Below are 16,730 nucleotides of genomic sequence, written 5' to 3'. Positions count from 1 at the left end.
AGTTTGTATTTAAGAGTTTCTCTATTGGAGGTCATTGCCCAGCATCTTGAAATTCCGATCAAGTCATTGCTCTTTTTGAATTCAAGAATTTATATCCCCGTTTCGTTTCACATCTCATTTCCTAATGTCCACCGAAGAATATCACGATAACCAGCGACGTTATGATACCAACGAGTACAAACCTCAAACCGCTCATGATCATCTTTTCTCTTGCAAGTTTTCCGAAGTAAAATCCCATGAAGAAAAGGAACAAAAGGGTGATCGTGATTGACATGACAGCGGCCGTTTTCACATCAAGGAAAATGAATGGGGAGACAGGGATGAGGGCAGCCAGTAACGGCGCCAAACCGTGAATCAATGATGAAAGGACAGCAGAAACCTTTAGGACTTCATCAAATTCCGTGCCAGATATCGGCGAGAGCATAGCTCTTTCGATATTTGTCTGAAGAACGCGGCACTCCATTCTTTCGGCCTCATACGCGCCGACGATCGAGGAAATTGCTAGTGCAATTCCGCCTCCGATGCCAGAACTCAAGACGATTTCCCGTGTTAGGTGACCAGCTGCTGCTGCACCCAATATGACCCCAAGAATTGTCAGCGCACCGTCGAAGGCACCGATGATGAAGTAGCGCCTAAGAATCGCATCCAGTTTGGTAACTCTCGAGTACACACGGAGCCTGCCAAGAAGTTTGTTATTGCTCATTTAGCCAGCACAACCTTTGATGATGTTTCTCACGATGTTAGGCATTAAATCAATTAAATTATCGATACACTCTTCGCGGATTCCGCCCGCCTGCGCAAAATCCTTTTTGCCGCCTCCTGATCCACCTGCATGTGCCGTGATTTCGGAGAGCAGAGATCTGCAATCGATATCAGCTTCTTTGCTACATGAAACCAGGACCTTCGAGGGTTTGTCTCGTGTGAAAATAACCGCTACTACTCGTTCCCCTTTTGCCAATGTTCTGGATATTTCCACTGGATCTTCATGTTCCTTTGCCCGGTATGCGATTACCTTTAGCCCGCCCACATCTGCCGCATTTTCCATAAGATACTCCACAATTAGCTTGTTGTATGCACCTAGGAGACATTCGTAAGATTTCCTTGTTTCTTTCAGTTCCGTTGTGATTTTGTCAATTGTGGCGGGCACTTGATCAGGTGGCACCCTGAGTCTTTCAGCTAATAAAGAAACTTTTTCTTTGAATTCGATCATCTTTTCAACTGCGGGCATCCCGACACAATACTCTATACGAACCACTCCATCTTGAATTCTTCTAGTTCTAAGGATGCTCAATAGTCCGACCTGACTAGTATTACTAGCGTGCAAACCACCACACGCCTCGGCATCCACGCCTCCGATCTCAACAACCCTAACGAAGGCTCCTGGGACGACTCCTCCTTGATAAAGTCGAAATCCATATAACCGCTCGGCTTCTATCCTCGGCATCTCTTTTATTATGACAGGGATGTTCTGCAGCACTATCTTGTTTATCTCCAATTCAAGCTTTTTGATTTCCTCATCGGTGAGGTTCCTGTGATGCGTAATGTCAAGACGCCCCATTTCTTCAGATTTGTGAGCGCCAGCCTGCCAAACATGGTTGCCCAACAACTTCCTTGCCATTCCGTTGATCAAATGTGCAGCCGTATGGTGTCTCATGAGCTGAAGCCGCCTTCCCTTATTGACTATCCCCTTCACTTCGGTGCCGACTTCCGGAATGTCACCCTCAATGAAATGCAGAACACTTTTTCCTTTTCTCAGAACTCTGACCACTTCTTGTCCGTTGAGTGTTCCCTTATCACATTCCTGTCCGCCACCTTCTGGATAGAAAGCAGTTCTATCAAGGACAACACCCTTTTCAATAGTTGCTACAACGGTTGCGTCGAACTCAAGGAGCTCGGCATCCTCGTAAAACAGCAATTTTGTTTCTGGAAGATCCTCAGGCACCTCTACTGGTACGGTCTCCTCCTCGTCTTCGGCTTCAGGTTGTTCATGCCTTGCAGCAACGCGAATATAAAAGTCATCTGGAATATCGACCCGCAGCGTCGTGAACTCCTGGACGATTTCAGGATTGAGACCGTGTGAATCATAGAGTTCGATGAGCATTTCCGTCGAGATGTGCCCGTCAGGTCCGAGATCCTTGGTTAATCTCGATACAAGCTGTTTTCCTCTCGACAGAGTTTCTTTATATTTCTGCTCTTCAAATCTGACAAGTTCAAGAATGTCTTCCTTATTTGCCAACATATCAGGAAAAACTAGACTAAAGTAATCGATCTGCCTTCCAACAATCTCATGAAGGGGAATGTTCAAGTTGAGGTTTCGCATGGCTCTGAGCGCCCTTCTTACTAGTAACCTAGCGAAGTAACCCTCCCTCACGTTTGAAGGCACGACGCCATCATTCAGCATGAATGCAAGAGCTCTTGTATGGTCGCATACGACGTATATATCTTCCAATGGTCTCACATGCTTAATCAGCTCTGAATATGATATTCCAATTCGCTCCGCTGTAATTTCCCTGATTCTCCTTATATCTGATGCAGTTTTGGCATTTGTCATGCCCGCCACTTTGCTGTATTCTTCGAGAATCCTCTTGTCGGTGGATATCTCGGATTCTTTTTTGAGATATGTTAAAATCGGTCCAAAAACGGCTTCGTACGCCGACGAAGTTCCCTGCGAAACCCATGTGATTCTTTCAAGTCCATAGCCCGTATCGACAACCTTCATATCAAGAGGTTTCCTTCCTTCGGGGGTATCCTTATACATCATAAAGACGAGGGTAGCGAGTTCGACTCCATCGAGTATGACTTCGAGGCACGGACCCGAATTCCCTCCTCCCTCCCACCACTCTTCGATGTACCTCATTTTGCTTGGCTCAGCGCCGAGGCAAGATGTGAAGAATTGATGACAGAGTTCTACAGTTCTATCTTTGAAATAGATCTCTCTTCCAGGCCTATTGAAAGCGTGATGCGCGAGCATCTCAAAGAACGTAAAATGCCTTCCGGTTTTGCCCACATTATCAATATCATTGAATCTTACACACGTTTGGGAAATCACAAGTGGATTTGCTGGTGGATCAACGACTCCTTCAATGACCCATGGTTGAAAATCATATATCGATGCCTGAGTGAAAAAGACATCATCTCTCCAACGGGCAACAATTGGATATCGGTTAATCCTCGTATGACCATTCTTTTCAAAATAACTAAGATATGCTTCTCTCATTTCATGAAGGCCAAGGGACTTTTTCATCGGGGAATGGCCTATAAAAGTATATTCATCACAGGGGGGTTCACCGCAAGTTTCCCAATCTCCCAGTGTCCAGAAGTATCTACCGCACTTGATACACTTCTTCTTTACGAAACCATTCTGTTTGAAATAATCGAGCTCGTATTCTGATCGATTCATTGCTTTGCGTATTAGGAGGGTCTTTATTTAACCTTTTTATCTGTGCTCAACATCCAGAACTGTGTTCTAATAATGTGGTGACCCACAGGTGGCAATCTAGTAGACAAAAAAATTTCAGTCAACAAGCCGTTTATTCTCTCCGTAATCCACGGGGACATCGATAACCGCTGTTGCATCGCTTCTTAGACATTTTTCTAGAATTTCCTTAAAGTCGGTGGCTGTCATGATCCTGTATCCTTCTGCTCCAAAGGATTCTGCGAATTTGACAAAGTCAGGGTTCTTGAAATCGACACCTATCGTTCTGCCAAAATTTTTTTGCTGCCTGGTTCTTATTATGCCATATCCTCCATCATTAAAAATGACGGTCACAAAATTGGTCTTTAAACGAAGCGCAGTTTCGATCTCTGCCGCGGTCATCATGAACCCGCCATCGCCACACACAGCAACAACCTTTCTTTGCGGATATACCAGCTTAGCGGCGATCGCGGCTGGAACGCCAAATCCCATTGGCAGAAGTCCATTCGAAGCGATGAGCGTCTTTTCAGCATATACTGGATATAGTTTCTCCATCCACAGTAGGTGAGCTCCGACATCGCACACGGCGATATCCTCCCTCCCAAGGCATTCTCTTAGTAATCGAATTGCAGTCTGCGGTTTCACTAATCCCCCATCAGGCGTCAGTTCGGATAACTTTGCATGTAGCTGATCTCTTAAAGCAGCTGTCCAATTTTCTTTATCTATTTTCTCCGATGTCAGTGCTTCTAGAGTCTTTTGAAGGTCCCCAATCAGCTGAATGTCAGGACTATACTTCTGCGAAATTTCTGCTTCGGACTGGCCGATGTGAACGATTTTTTTTGCCCTGCCAATATTCCAAAAAACTGGCTGAAACTCTAGAACATCGTATCCAATGGTGATAACGAGGTCTGCGAGTTCAAAAGCCCTTCTCATGAAGTCATGCGTCCTCAGACCTACGGAATGCAGGCTGAGCGGATCATCAAAAGGCATGATGCCGTTTGCCATCCATGTGTGGACAACAGGGATATTGGCGCTTCGTGCGAAAGCAACCAATTCCTTAGAAGCTTCTGTCCTCAGCACTCCTCGTCCTGCAAGGATGAGTGGTGCGCTGGACGATCGGATTGCTTCTAGTGCCGCCTCTTTAGATTTCTCGTCTCCGCCACATCTTATGTTCATCGATTTCCGAAGTGGCGTGCCCTCGGCATCAGATTTCATCACGTCTTCTGGTAACTCTAAGTGCACTGGTCCAGGCTTCTCCTGCAAAGCTGTCATAAAGGAATTCCGAATGATAACAGGAATTCTCGTAGATGATCGAACACTTATACTGTCTTTGGTGATAGGCTTATAAAGATCAACGAGATCGATGTACTGCTTTTGCGGGTGATATGCCCTTTCAGTACGTGTTTGTCCGGTTAAGACTATCATCGGCAGATTGTTCAAATAAGCATCAGCGACACCTGTGATCAGATTTGTGGCTCCGGGACCGAGTGTGGAAAGGCATACTCCAGGTTTATTTGTAAGATAAGCAAAGACCTCCGCCATAAAAGAGGCAGATTCTTCGTGTTTCGTCAAGACAAATTCAATATTCGAGTCGATGAGACTATCCATGACGTCTAGGTTTTCCTCACCCGGTATGCCAAAAATCCTGTCAACACCTTCGTTTTCAAGACATCTTACGAGAAGATCCGACCCTTTCATATCTATACCTCATTCAAAAGTATGGACTCGCTCTTCAAATGCGATTTCAATTGCATCCAAGATAGCTTGTTTTATGCTACCAGATCTGGCAATTGCCGTAATTCCTCTACGCCTCAACGCTTCCACCGCGCGATCGCCAAATTTCTTGGCAACTATAATATCAAAGCCTTGGAGCGCATCAACGGCTCGCTCGATCTTGTTGTAATGATCTCTGCCAAACATTGGGACCTCATCGGAGATGTCGACATGAAGCTCGCCAATCCTCTTGATCTTCTTCCCCTCAACCTCGTAAGTCAAAAATCTGGTAGCATGACCAAAATGCACGTCAACATTTCTGCCATCCTTGGAGGCAACAGCAACTTTGTATTTTGTCTTCCCTTCCAGCTGCACAGTAATTGGACCGGCTTCAGTCAACTTAATGCCACATGTTACATGTGCAAACTCGGCCGACCGATCCTCACCTAGCAAACCTATAGCATCAGCTCTGCAGAACCTGCAATGACGCATCTGCTGGATCGTATCTTCGCAAAGATCTTGCAGCATTTTTCTTTCTTTTGGGGTCGGAGCTCTTAATTGACCGAATTTCGTCCCAGGAATTGGGATTAGCGGGATGATATTAACGATATACGCCCCCAGTTCCCTGAGCTTTTTTGCGATTTCCGGAATGTGAGCATCATTGATGCCAGGTATCATGACGGTGTTTACTTTCACTAACATGCCCGATTTCGATGCTAATTCGATGCCATGTAGCTGATTCTCGATCAGAATTCTTGCGCCCTCGACTCCCTTATAGACCTTTCCGTCAAGAATCACGAAATCGTAAATCTTTTCAGCAATTTGGGGGTCAATTGCGTTAACTGTCACAGTGATGAATTTAACACCTAGCGTGGCAAGCCTGTCGACGAATTTCGGTAGCAGGAGGCCATTAGTGCTCAGACACAAAACCAGGTCAGGAAATTCTTTTTTGATGCCTCCAAGGGTCTCGAAAGTTTCTTCATTAGCAAGCGGATCACCAGGTCCAGCTATTCCGATAACTGTTAAATGAGGCATTCTTTGCTTAACATATCGGATTTTATCGATGGCTTGCATTGGCGAGAGAATTTCACTTGTCACGCCTGGTCTGCTTTCATTCATGCAGTCATACCTGCGATTGCAGTAGTTGCACTGGATATTGCAGCGTGGTGCAACTGGTACATGCATTCTCGCACAATGCCTATGAGCCGTTTCATTGTAGCAAGGGTGGTAGGCAAGCATTTTCTTCGTCTCTTCATCGACCTTGGAAGCCATCATCTTCACTTTATTAAGTCAATAGCTAGTCATAATTCTTGCATACTACATAAATAGGATGCGACGATTGCAACCTAAAAAACAGTGCGCATCCGATTAAATCGTGGAATAGCATCTTAGCAAAAAAAGAAATTTCTGCAAAAGAAATTTCTGGATGTGAAATTTATCACCACAGCAATCTCACGGTGATATCATCGATAGTATATTCCAATATCGTCTCCCATGCAACAGTAATGCCGAGTGCAATCCAAGCATAGTCTGTATTTTTGAAAAAAATATTTTTCTCTACAATAAATTCCGTCCATCCTGTCTTACGATCAGCGTTACCTAATACCTCGAAATACGATTCATTCAATGGAGGGCATGGTCCTACATAAGCCACCACATTAGCCTTGACATTGAAAGAGGCCTGCTCACTGAATACATAGAACGCCATTTCGATTTTCCCAAATTTGGCTCCCCCTAAGGTTATATTTTTCGCTATCCAGATAGTCCCATCGTCCTGCCTTCCATCAATTTGCAGAAGCAGGGAAAATTCACCGGTCCTCGAGCGAATGTTCGTGGTCTGCACGGATGCATACACTGGTAGATGCGTGTTTGGATCAATCGGCAAATCTTTACCGATTTGCCAATCAAGCACATTATTCTCGAAACTTTCATTGATGAGCATTTTGCTGTTGCCCAAGATACCAGCGAGTATGATTCCTATCGCTGAACCAGCGATGATGGTGAAAACAACTGTTGCTTTTATCGATTTACCTAATTCGGGCATTCATGTGATTTGCGCTATCCTATAATTTAATGTTATCGCAAGATCACAAGATTTTAAAACCCCGTTGATTAATTGGTCTCACAGCTAAATGATATCCATGCATAACTTGAAAGAGACTCTCCATTGGTGATGAAGAGAGCGGAGGCCCGCAATGTTTAGTGAAAGCTCATTTGAAAAATTCATTGCATCCATGAATAGACATCTTCCAACTGCGAGAAAGAGGTTGGCAGATCTCCTTCAAGAAGATAAGCCATCCTACTGCGGCAAAGACGGGAACGTGTATTCGATCTCAAAAGAAGAACTCAATTATATTTCCTCACTCCTGGTTGATGATGACAAAGAAAGGCTGAGACTGCCAATCATTATTATGACAGACACTACCGATTCAGGAGGCGCTTGGAGGGTATCCGGCAAAATCGAAGTCAAGCTCGTGTCAAAAGTCATAGGTCGTGAACCAGAAAAAGAAGATGAGATTCGCATATTTTATCCGCACCTCTTCGAGCTGCGAAAAAAGCTTCCGACTACTACAACATGCTTTTTTGTGCCGTAGACCAATTGCGACTTATTTCAGAAATGCCTCACTAAGATTTTTAAGAACAGAGAGTCTAGAATAGTGTGTGCCTAGAACTGGTATTGCCGATCTTCCGCTTCATGGAGGCAGCGCTCCTCGATGGCTGTTCGAGAGAATGGTGAAATTAGCGAAGGCCATCGTTGATGTGATTGTAATCGAATATGATACTAAGGAGGTCGTTCGACGAATGGCTGATCCATTTTGGTTTCAGGCCTTTTCCTGTGTGCTCGGGTTTGACTGGCATAGTTCCGGTACAACGACAGTAACATGCGGAGCACTTAAAGAGGCACTTAAACAAAGCGATGAGTTGTGTGTGGCAGGAGGCAAAGGGAGGTTTTCCACGCTCGCGCCTGCTGACATAAGATCGTGGTCCTCTGCTCATGAACTCTCTCCAAAAAAGGAAAGTGAACTTGTGTATGCAAGTAGGATGGCTGCTAAAGTTGACAGCTCTGCTGTTCAAGACGGTTACGATTTGTATCACCATTCATTCATATTCGATAGAGAAGGTAATTGGACTGTTATTCAACAGGGAATGGACGAGAAGCTCGGCTACGCGCGTCGATATCACTGGTTCTCAGGAGAATTACACGAGTTCGTAGAAGAGCCACACAGTGCGATTCTTGGCGTTAAATCGGATCTCGTACTCGACATGACTTCGCGAATGAGTAGGGATTCAAGGAAATTGTCAGTGGATTTGGTCAACGAAGGCGTTGAAAGACTTCAGCGAGAAATTGTAAACATAGATAAAGGGCAATCCCTTTTATCATACTGGACAGGCGAGCGTATATTCCGTCTAAATATGCCTCGTTCTGTCAATTGGAACGTTCTACGAAAGGCTTATGAATTTCATCCGACAAATTACGAGGAACTTCTTTCAGTTCGAGGAATCGGACCATCCACGGTCAGGGCGCTCGCGCTGATAGGTGAGCTCGTATACGGTGCGGAGCCAAGCCGTAGGGATCCAGTCAAGTTCTCATTTGCTGTGGGCGGTAAGGACGGTGTGCCTTTCCCCGTCGATAGAAAAGCAATGGACGAATCGATTCAATTGTTAATCGATGGCGTTTATTGCGCTAAGCTCGGAAACAAGGAAAAGCTCTCTGCTTTGAAGCGTCTAAGATCGTTGGTACCATCATATGGGTATTCTTGAGAAGTATTCTGAAAAATGACGATTCTGAGGATGGCATGATCATGAATCTTATTGCGATGTCATTAGCAAGATTAAACTTGCATTTGTAAATTATTCATCCAATAATTGTAATTGTGAGGATGCAGGTGAGGTATCCTCTGCATTGCCGAGGCAAGAGTCCAGAGTTCATATGTTTGTACCTCAAGAACAGCAGAAAGCCAAGTATGCAACTAAGGAAATTATACCAATCAGGATCAGAAAATTCCACATAGGATTATTCATATCAATCTTGTAATTGGAGACGTACGTTTATTTTACCGATATAGATGAATGAAACTGATGTATTGGTAAGATTGTAATTGGTGATATCTTCTTCAAAAAGTTCTCTGAACGAATCTTTACTCGGTTGTTTGCTTTAATCGTCTAGCTTGTCAAATTTCGCGGGACTTCTAGTGATAAATCCTATGGCCAAAAAAAGCACAATTTCGAATAAGAAAAAAAATTAATGGATAAGAATTTTTTTCCGTTCTCACAACAATTCCAAAATACCAACAATAATCGCGATGATTCCAATTATGGTTTGGAATCTACCTAGCCACTTTGCAAGTTTCTCTAAGTGCTTGCCAAAAACAGGTATGCTTGGTAATATCCCTGTCAACAGTACAAGACCAGCGATTATCGCAACGATACTTCCAAGTAATGATCCCCACCAAATTATCGCTACGATTATAGCAATGATCCCGATTATGGTTTGAAATCTCCCCAGCCATTTAGCGAGTTTCTCCAGGTGCTTTCCAAGAGCTGGAATGCTGTTCAGAATGCCCATTGCTAGTATGAGGCCCGCTATGATGTTTATGGCTCCTAACACAAGCGACACAATTCATCCCCCCTTTTTGAGTTATTTATTTTCTAATTGCTTTTGAAATATATATATTTCATGCGTTTATAAATTACTATAATTGTTGGAAATTCTTGAAAATCAAAAAGAATATGATCGAAAATTCATTCTAAAATCGCTCCGAAAAGTAAATACAATAGCTCAAGGGTTAGCAAAACTTTTGACACAGTATGTTGCAGTCTCAAATTAATTGGCAGTTATGAAAACCTCCAAATCCGTTTATTTATTCTTCCAACTTCTTTAACGATTAGAGGTAAATTTGAATTGATCCAGATCTAGCAGATTTATAACCATAACTCGTGAGTTTGGTTAACTGAATGGTTTATGGAAACTAACTTAATGAGTCGAAGCAAACTATCTTCTCCTTGGAAGAATGATGAAATACGAATATTCGATTCACGAGACATAGCCATGCAATTTCCGAGGTCTAAACAGTGCTTGAGAATATCACTAGCGGAGGTGTTATGAAAAAATATTCATTTGAATCGTAAAATGAGTTGATACTCATGTTTCAAAAATTCTGCTTTGCCCTCTCAATTCATTGATTATTTCTTAAATCCTTGAAAATAAGAAGGAAACCGTTCCCGTTATTTCTTGGAAAAAAATGGATTGATTTGGTAATAAATTTTACTCGAGAACCTATGTTGTGCAACATAATAAGAAAGATTCTGATCGATTAAGATAGTTTTTTTTCTTTTAAAGGAAGGACATACGCAGCCCGTATGACGGTTAAGCCGAAGCCAACCGCATTGCACTGCCGACAGTATTATGCGACCATAACAGCGTTAGTGACCGCGGACTGAGTACCTCGGCGAACCTTGGTACGTACATCCCGGTCCTATCAAGCTCGTCATTTACGAGCGCTGTAAGGTGCCTCTTTTCCGAGGTGGTTTCGAGCTTAGATGCTTTCAGCTCTTATCCACGACGGCGTGGCTGCCCAGCCTGCCCTGCCGGACAGCTGGTGAACTAGAGGCCGCGAACCCCCGTTCCTCTCGTACTAAAGGGTTCTTCTCGTCAGGCACCAAGACACTTCCACCAAAAAGCAACAAACCTGTCTCACGACGGTCTAAACCCAGCTCACGATCCCTTTTAATGGGCGAACAACCCCACCCTTGGCAGCTGCTGCACCACCAGGATAGGAAGAGCCGACAGCGAAGTAGCAAGCCTCCAGGTCGATATGGACTCTTGCTGGAGACGACTCAGTTATCCCCGGGGTAACTTTTCTGTCATCAATGGCCCCCACTCAGAAGGCTCATTGGTTCGCTAGGCCCTGCTTTCGCATCGCGGATCCCTGTTGTCCGGATCCGCGTCAAGCCAGCTTTTACCCTTACATTCTACGGCAGATTTCTGACCTGCCTGAGCTGACCTTTGGGCGCCCTTGTTTCCTTATTGAGGGCGTGGCGCCCCACCCAAACTGCCCACCTATAGTTGTCCTCCCGAAGGAGTTAGTGATACGAATCCAAGAGGGCGGTGTTTCATCGTCGACTCGGTACCTACCTAGCGGCAGGCCCTGATAACGTCTCCCGCCTACCCTACACAGTCGGGTTCATATCACAGCCACAGGCTGCAGTAAAGCTCCACGGGGTCTTCGCTTTCAGGTGGAAGATACCGGATTGTGCGCCGGTACTATCAGTTTCACCGGCCTCCAGGCGGGGACAGTAGAGCTCTCGTTGGGCCTTCATGCAAGTCGCCAATTAAGCGACAAGGTATTACGCTACCTTAAGAGGGTCATAGTTACCCCCGCCGTTTAACGGTCCTTCGCTCCGTTGAACCGGAGTTTCAGATACCGTCACTGGGCAGGCTTCAGCGGCAATACACATCCTTTCGGACTTGCTGCCACCTATGTTTTTATTAAACAGTCGGAGCTCCCCTGTCACTGCGACCAGCCACTCTCGTGGCTGGCACCCCTTCTACCAAAGGTACGGGGCTAATTTGCCGAGTTCCCTCGCCTGGATTACGCCGACACGCCTTAGGCTTCTCACCCAGGGGCACCTGTGTCGGTTCTTGGTACGATCATGCCAGTTGTTAACTCACATCCTTTTCATTGGCACCAGGAATCAACCGAAGGGGGCCTTCGCCCCCCTACTCGCGCATTCACCCGGTTCTCACCATTACGGTTCTCCCCGGGCTTCTACGCTTGAACAGACAGGCATATCTGCTCGGTCTATCCCGATGCGTCAGATATGAGGCAAAGACTGACATGGCGCAGGAATATTAACCTGCTTCCCTTTCGGCATTCTCGATTAAGGAATGCCTTAGGATCGGCTAACCCTCGGCTGACGATCATTGCCGAGGAACCCTGGCCCCTACGGCGGAGCGGATTCTCACCGCTCTTTGCTGCTACTCCTACCAGGATCCTCGTTCGAACACGGTCCACTTGACCTCACGGCCAAGCTTCTGCCCGTGCACGACGCCTCCTTACCAGATCACCTTTCGGTGCTCTGAGGTATCGGTGACTGGCTTAGCCCCGTCCATTTTCAGCGCCCGCAATCTCGACTGGTGAGCTGTTACGCTTTCTTTAAAGGGTGGCTGCTTCTAAGCCCACCTCCCAGTTGTCTTAGACTGCGGACTACCTTTGTTATTACACTTAGCCAGTACTTAGGGACCTTAACCTCAGGCTGGGTTGCACTCCCTTATGGACCCCAAGCTTACCCCAGAGGCCCTCACTCCCAGCGTCTACGGCGACCACAAGTTCGGAGTTTGACAGGATGTCGACGGATTTCTCCGCCTAAACACCCAATCGGTGCTCTACCCCATGGTCGGCCTCGGCTGAGGTCTAGCTGCGACTAGTTTCAGGAGGAACCAGCTATTCCCAGTTTAGATTGGCCTTTCACCCCTAGACGCAGGTCATCCGAGTGATTTGCACATCAACATCGGTTCGGTCCTCCACCTCCCTTTCGAGAGGCTTCAACCTACCCACGCCTAGATCAACTGGCTTCGGGTATCCCACCAATGACTCCGGGCGAGCTCACCCCGCCCCTCACTTCTTTCGAAGTTGCGGGCAAGTCGGTTTCCCTTCGACTCCGCGCGTAAAACGCTTAGTCTCGCCATTGATCGGAACTCCCTGGCCCGTTATTCAAAACGGACGATACGACGTTGGTCCACCCTTTCGGGTTTCTTCCCTTTCACGCCGTATCAGTTTATAGCCGTCTGGTTTCAGGCTCTTTTCACCTCCCGCTAAGGGTACTTTTCAGCTTTCACTCACGCTACTACTGCGCTATCGGTCTCGAGACGTATTTAGGGTTGGAAGTGAATGACTCCCAGCTTCGCGCGCGAAATCCAACGCACGCTACTCGGGATTCTCGGCAATCCTCTTTTCAACTTGCCCCTACGGGACTATCACCCTCTATGGTATGGCGTTCCAGCCAATTTCGGGTTGGTTGACGAAGAGGTAACCGAGTCCCAACAACTCCACATCTCCTACTCATTTCTGAGCAGGATTCGGTTTGCCCTAAGCCGCGTTCGATCGCCTTTACTAACGGCATCTCGGTTGATTTCTTTTCCTGCGGGTACTAGGATGTTTCGATTCCCCGCGTTCCCGATCCTCACGGATCATTCCGAAGAATAGGAAGTCCCATTCGGCGATCACCGGATCATAGGCTTCTTGCACCTACCCGGCGCTTTTCGCAGCTTGACACGACCTTCCTCGGCGCTCGAGCCAAGCCATCCCCCAAACGGCGTAGCAGGCCGCTGACTATCGGCTTAACACACGTCCGGGCTGCGTATGATTGGAATCACGGAACGCCGAGAACCTTCCTTTCCTCGGCAGTTCTCTCCGCTTCCCCGAGAAGGATCTCTTCGCGGGTGCACATCGTGAATCATGATCAGCCATGAGCCAACATACATATTCTGCCCACGGCAGCTTGCCTCCATATTCAAGGGTCTATAAATACGTTGTTCCTTTGGGAAACAACGACAAGTGATCCTTGAAATGGGCAAATTCTTTTATCATAAGGTTGTTATTTAAGCATTTCGAACCTCTATTGTTTTCTTGTTGTAATCTTCTCGTTTGAGTTCACTTGTATAATGTAGACTTCGTTAATTTATTAATATGTTCGCTGGTATGATATAACTCACATCGCTGCTATTTGTGATATGGCAACAATCCGTACACTGCAGTTTTTATTTTCTTCATCGTTGATGGTAAAGCGATGCTTGTGTAATGAGATCCAGACAATCTTAGTTTTTCACAGCCTTGATAGGGAATATGAATTCGACGTCTGTGAGTACTTCAATTTTAGTAATGTCTCCGACTCTCTTCGCAAGCCTATTTCTGTCGATCCAGACGGCGGACATTCCCGCCATTCTCGCCCCTCTTAGATCAACGTCTATAGTATCGCCAACGAATACACATTCTTGAGGTCGCAACCCGAATTTTTCAATCACCATCTGGTAAATTCGTGGATCTGGCTTTTCCACGCCTGCTTCTTCCGAAAGCGTGATGTCATCTAGATACTGAGACAATGACAATTTTCGGAGTGCCTCCCGAATGATCCTTTCCCCATTTGCTATTACGCCGAGAATACATCCTCTCTTCTTCAATGATTTGAGGGTCGGCTCTGCGTCAGGATATGCAATCCATATATCTGAAGATCTGAATCTATTTGCCACGAAGGCCGCAATCCTCCCGTCATCCTTAATACCGCAGTTCGAGATGACTGCTTTTGAAAAGTCATTCAATAACTTCTCCCGTTCTTCTTTTGGTTTGATCGTGTATCCTCTTGTGGAAATCTGCAATTCTGTGGCAAGAAATCCTATCTTCGCCTGTGGTACCGTGATTTGAATTCCCAACTCCTTCAAAGCATCAACGAGAATGCCCTCCCTTCCACCTTTGTATGTCATCAGGGTATCGGTCGCGCTGAAAAAGAATGCCGATTTCTCCTCAATCAATTCAAATTCCATTTTTCTTATACCTCCGTCAAACGGCTCTTTATTAAATTGGGTATCTCGAAAGGAAGCCTTGCGATAGAAACTTCGGCCTTCTGCAGAGCCGTTATCTTACTATCAGCAGTACCCATTCCTCTGGCAATTATGGCTCCTGCGTGTCCCATGCGCTTCTCAGGAGGCGCCGTTCTACCGGCTATATAAGCAACCACAGGCTTTGAAACATACTCTTTTATGAACTGCGCAGCGATTTCTTCTGCAATACCACCAATTTCCCCGATTAAAACAATGGCGTGTGTATCATCATCTTTTTCAAACAAGTCGAGTACCTCTGTGAAACTCGTGCCGATAACTGGATCTCCGCCTATCCCAATACATGTTGACTGACCAATTCCAGAATGACTCAATGCATTAACAATTTCATATGTTAATGTGCCGCTTCGGGACACTACGCCAACGTGTCCCTTTAAGAAAATTGAGTTTGACATGATACCTACTTTTGCAATACCTGGCGCAGCTATTCCTGGGCAATTAGGGCCAATGATTCTGGCACCTTTGATTTTTGAATATTCGACAAATTCTATCGTGTCGTGAACTGGGATATGCTCCGTAATGACAACTATCGTTTTGATTCCTGCATCAAGCGCTTCTATTACCGCGTCTCTGGCATGTGGTCCAGGAACGAAGACGATCGAGGTGTTAGGGTTCGTCTTTGCCACAGCCTCTTTGACCGTGTCAAAAACGGGGACACCATGTATGTATTCTCCGCCTCTACCAGGCGTGACGCCACTGACCATCTTTGTACCAAATTCCTTCATGGCCAATGTCTGCTGCCTGCCCTGATGACCAGTAATACCCTGGACGAGCACTCGTGTTTCATGAGAAACGATTATTGCCATAAATCAGTTGCCTCCCATCTTGCTTGCCGTCTTGCACGCCTCGTCAAGTTCCTCGTAGACGAGGAACCCCTCCTTCTTGAGCATTTCGTGAGCTACTCCTTCATTAGTGCCTTTGAGTCTAATCACGATGGGTATGTTCAGTGAGGTTTTCCTCTTCACAGCGATTATCCCAGATGCTACTGTATCGCAACGAGTCATTCCACCAAAGATGTTTATTAGGATAACTTTTGGTAATGTTTTCAACGCCAGTTCTAGAGCGCATTCAACCTTCCTGGGATCGTCGGTTCCACCAAGATCAAGGAATAATCCCCCTTTCCCTCCATGGTATACAAGATTGTCCAGCGTAGCCATCGTCAAACCTGCACCGTTGGCTATGACTGCAACATTTCCGTCGAGTTTGACAAGAACGAGCGAATTTTTTCTAGCCTCCGCTTCAAGCGTGTCGACATTCATATCCAGAAGCCCAATTTGCTGATGGCGAAAGAGTGCATCGTCATTGATAGTGATCTTTGCATCAGCTGCTACTAGCCTTCTATCCATTGTTATCATTAATGGATTGATTTCCAATAATTCGCAGTCAAACGTCCAGAATAATTCCCACAGGGTTCTTAGGAGCGTCCTTCCGGCATCTCTGAGATCTTGCGGGATATCAAGAGCATCTAAGAGTTCCCGAATCTGATATTCTGTGATACCAATAAATGGATGAACGGTGATTCTTTTTATGTTACTATCAGCAACCTCTTCTATTTCAACGCCACCTTCTGCGCTCGCAATAACCTCGGGTAAACCGACATCTCTATTGATCGTAATTCCAACATATGTTTCCATGGCAGCATCAACAAACTCTTCGACGAGAATTTCTTTTGGAGTAAAACCATTAAATCGCATTTTGAAAATCTCACAAGCGCTCTTCTCTGCATCAACCAGATCGTTGACCTTCCTTATGCCACCCAATTTCCCCCGTCTTCCGATAGGCACCTGCGCCTTTAGGATAGCTGGCATCGGGAAATCCCTAATTTCGTCAGGCTTTCTGATAAGATATCCATTGGGAATAGGCACACCCTTTGAATGTAGGAGTTTTTTCGAATAGTGCTCAGGAAGATTCATCAAACCACCCAAATCATGGATACAATTTTCCGATCAAATGGTTAATTTGCGGACTTATATTAATCTGCATTGG

Annotated in this window: 11 protein-coding genes and 1 rRNA gene; 2 read left to right on the top strand and 10 right to left on the bottom strand. The window is 45.7% G+C overall.

What is annotated here, in order from left to right; translation table 11 throughout:
* Nucleotides 1–121 precede the first annotated feature (121 nt).
* The 5 genes from QW087_00355 to QW087_00335 form a co-directional block, all read right to left on the bottom strand.
* Nucleotides 122–703 carry a VIT1/CCC1 transporter family protein gene (locus tag QW087_00355; GenBank protein MEM2943185.1) on the bottom strand — a complete coding sequence of 194 codons (582 nt, stop codon included), beginning with the start codon at nucleotides 701–703 and terminating at the stop codon, nucleotides 122–124.
* On the bottom strand, nucleotides 704–3,400 hold the full coding sequence (gene alaS, locus QW087_00350; GenBank protein MEM2943184.1) for an alanine--tRNA ligase: 2,697 nt from the start codon (nucleotides 3,398–3,400) through the stop codon (nucleotides 704–706). It abuts the gene before it with no gap.
* A gap of 114 nt (nucleotides 3,401–3,514) precedes the next feature.
* Nucleotides 3,515–5,113 carry an acetolactate synthase large subunit gene (locus QW087_00345; GenBank protein ID MEM2943183.1) on the bottom strand — a complete coding sequence of 533 codons (1,599 nt, stop codon included), beginning with the start codon at nucleotides 5,111–5,113 and terminating at the stop codon, nucleotides 3,515–3,517.
* A 9-nt stretch (nucleotides 5,114–5,122) separates the two neighbouring features.
* Nucleotides 5,123–6,403, bottom strand: a complete 1,281-nt coding sequence (nifB, locus tag QW087_00340; GenBank protein MEM2943182.1) for a nitrogenase cofactor biosynthesis protein NifB — start codon at nucleotides 6,401–6,403, stop codon at nucleotides 5,123–5,125.
* Nucleotides 6,404–6,566: 163 nt separating this feature from the next.
* Complete coding sequence (locus tag QW087_00335; GenBank protein ID MEM2943181.1) at nucleotides 6,567–7,172, bottom strand: hypothetical protein; 606 nt, start codon at nucleotides 7,170–7,172, stop codon at nucleotides 6,567–6,569.
* A gap of 151 nt (nucleotides 7,173–7,323) precedes the next feature.
* Between QW087_00335 and QW087_00330 the strand changes: the two genes are divergently transcribed.
* Complete coding sequence (locus QW087_00330) at nucleotides 7,324–7,722, top strand: DUF61 family protein (GenBank protein MEM2943180.1); 399 nt, start codon at nucleotides 7,324–7,326, stop codon at nucleotides 7,720–7,722.
* 67 nt (nucleotides 7,723–7,789) lie between these two features.
* The gene (locus QW087_00325) at nucleotides 7,790–8,890 is read left to right on the top strand and encodes a DUF763 domain-containing protein (protein MEM2943179.1); all 1,101 of its coding nucleotides are present in this window, start codon (nucleotides 7,790–7,792) and stop codon (nucleotides 8,888–8,890) included.
* 508 nt (nucleotides 8,891–9,398) lie between these two features.
* Here QW087_00325 and QW087_00320 read toward each other — a convergent pair.
* The 5 genes from QW087_00320 to QW087_00300 form a co-directional block, all read right to left on the bottom strand.
* Nucleotides 9,399–9,746, bottom strand: coding sequence for a hypothetical protein (locus QW087_00320; GenBank protein MEM2943178.1), 348 nt, complete (start codon nucleotides 9,744–9,746; stop codon nucleotides 9,399–9,401).
* Between the two features lie 787 nt (nucleotides 9,747–10,533).
* Nucleotides 10,534–13,462: ribosomal RNA gene (locus tag QW087_00315) — 23S ribosomal RNA — on the bottom strand.
* A 484-nt stretch (nucleotides 13,463–13,946) separates the two neighbouring features.
* Nucleotides 13,947–14,669 (bottom strand): HAD-IA family hydrolase, encoded by a 723-nt coding sequence (locus QW087_00310; GenBank protein MEM2943177.1) that lies wholly within the window; start codon nucleotides 14,667–14,669, stop codon nucleotides 13,947–13,949.
* Between the two features lie 5 nt (nucleotides 14,670–14,674).
* On the bottom strand, nucleotides 14,675–15,550 hold the full coding sequence (gene sucD / locus QW087_00305) for a succinate--CoA ligase subunit alpha (GenBank protein ID MEM2943176.1): 876 nt from the start codon (nucleotides 15,548–15,550) through the stop codon (nucleotides 14,675–14,677).
* Nucleotides 15,551–15,553: 3 nt separating this feature from the next.
* Nucleotides 15,554–16,657 carry an ATP-grasp domain-containing protein gene (locus tag QW087_00300; protein ID MEM2943175.1) on the bottom strand — a complete coding sequence of 368 codons (1,104 nt, stop codon included), beginning with the start codon at nucleotides 16,655–16,657 and terminating at the stop codon, nucleotides 15,554–15,556.
* Nucleotides 16,658–16,730: the final 73 nt, after the last annotated feature.

This window comes from Methanomassiliicoccales archaeon (genome assembly GCA_038850735.1).
Classification (GTDB): domain Archaea; phylum Thermoplasmatota; class Thermoplasmata; order Methanomassiliicoccales; family JACIVX01; genus JACIVX01.
The sequence above is the reverse complement of the archived record's forward strand: the minus strand, read 5'-3'. Positions and strand labels throughout refer to the sequence as shown.

Excerpts from the sequence above, each read along its gene's own strand:
- QW087_00355 (MEM2943185.1), bottom strand. The coding sequence starts at position 703 with ATGAGCAATAACAAACTTCTTGGCAGGCTCCGTGTGTACTCGAGAGTT.
- QW087_00310 (MEM2943177.1), bottom strand. The coding sequence starts at position 14,669 with ATGGAATTTGAATTGATTGAGGAGAAATCGGCATTCTTTTTCAGCGCG.
- QW087_00345 (MEM2943183.1), bottom strand. The coding sequence starts at position 5,113 with ATGAAAGGGTCGGATCTTCTCGTAAGATGTCTTGAAAACGAAGGTGTT.
- alaS (MEM2943184.1), bottom strand. The coding sequence starts at position 3,400 with ATGAATCGATCAGAATACGAGCTCGATTATTTCAAACAGAATGGTTTC.
- QW087_00300 (MEM2943175.1), bottom strand. The coding sequence starts at position 16,657 with ATGAATCTTCCTGAGCACTATTCGAAAAAACTCCTACATTCAAAGGGT.
- QW087_00335 (MEM2943181.1), bottom strand. The coding sequence starts at position 7,172 with ATGCCCGAATTAGGTAAATCGATAAAAGCAACAGTTGTTTTCACCATC.
- sucD (MEM2943176.1), bottom strand. The coding sequence starts at position 15,550 with ATGGCAATAATCGTTTCTCATGAAACACGAGTGCTCGTCCAGGGTATT.
- nifB (MEM2943182.1), bottom strand. The coding sequence starts at position 6,403 with ATGATGGCTTCCAAGGTCGATGAAGAGACGAAGAAAATGCTTGCCTAC.
- QW087_00330 (MEM2943180.1), top strand. The coding sequence starts at position 7,324 with ATGTTTAGTGAAAGCTCATTTGAAAAATTCATTGCATCCATGAATAGA.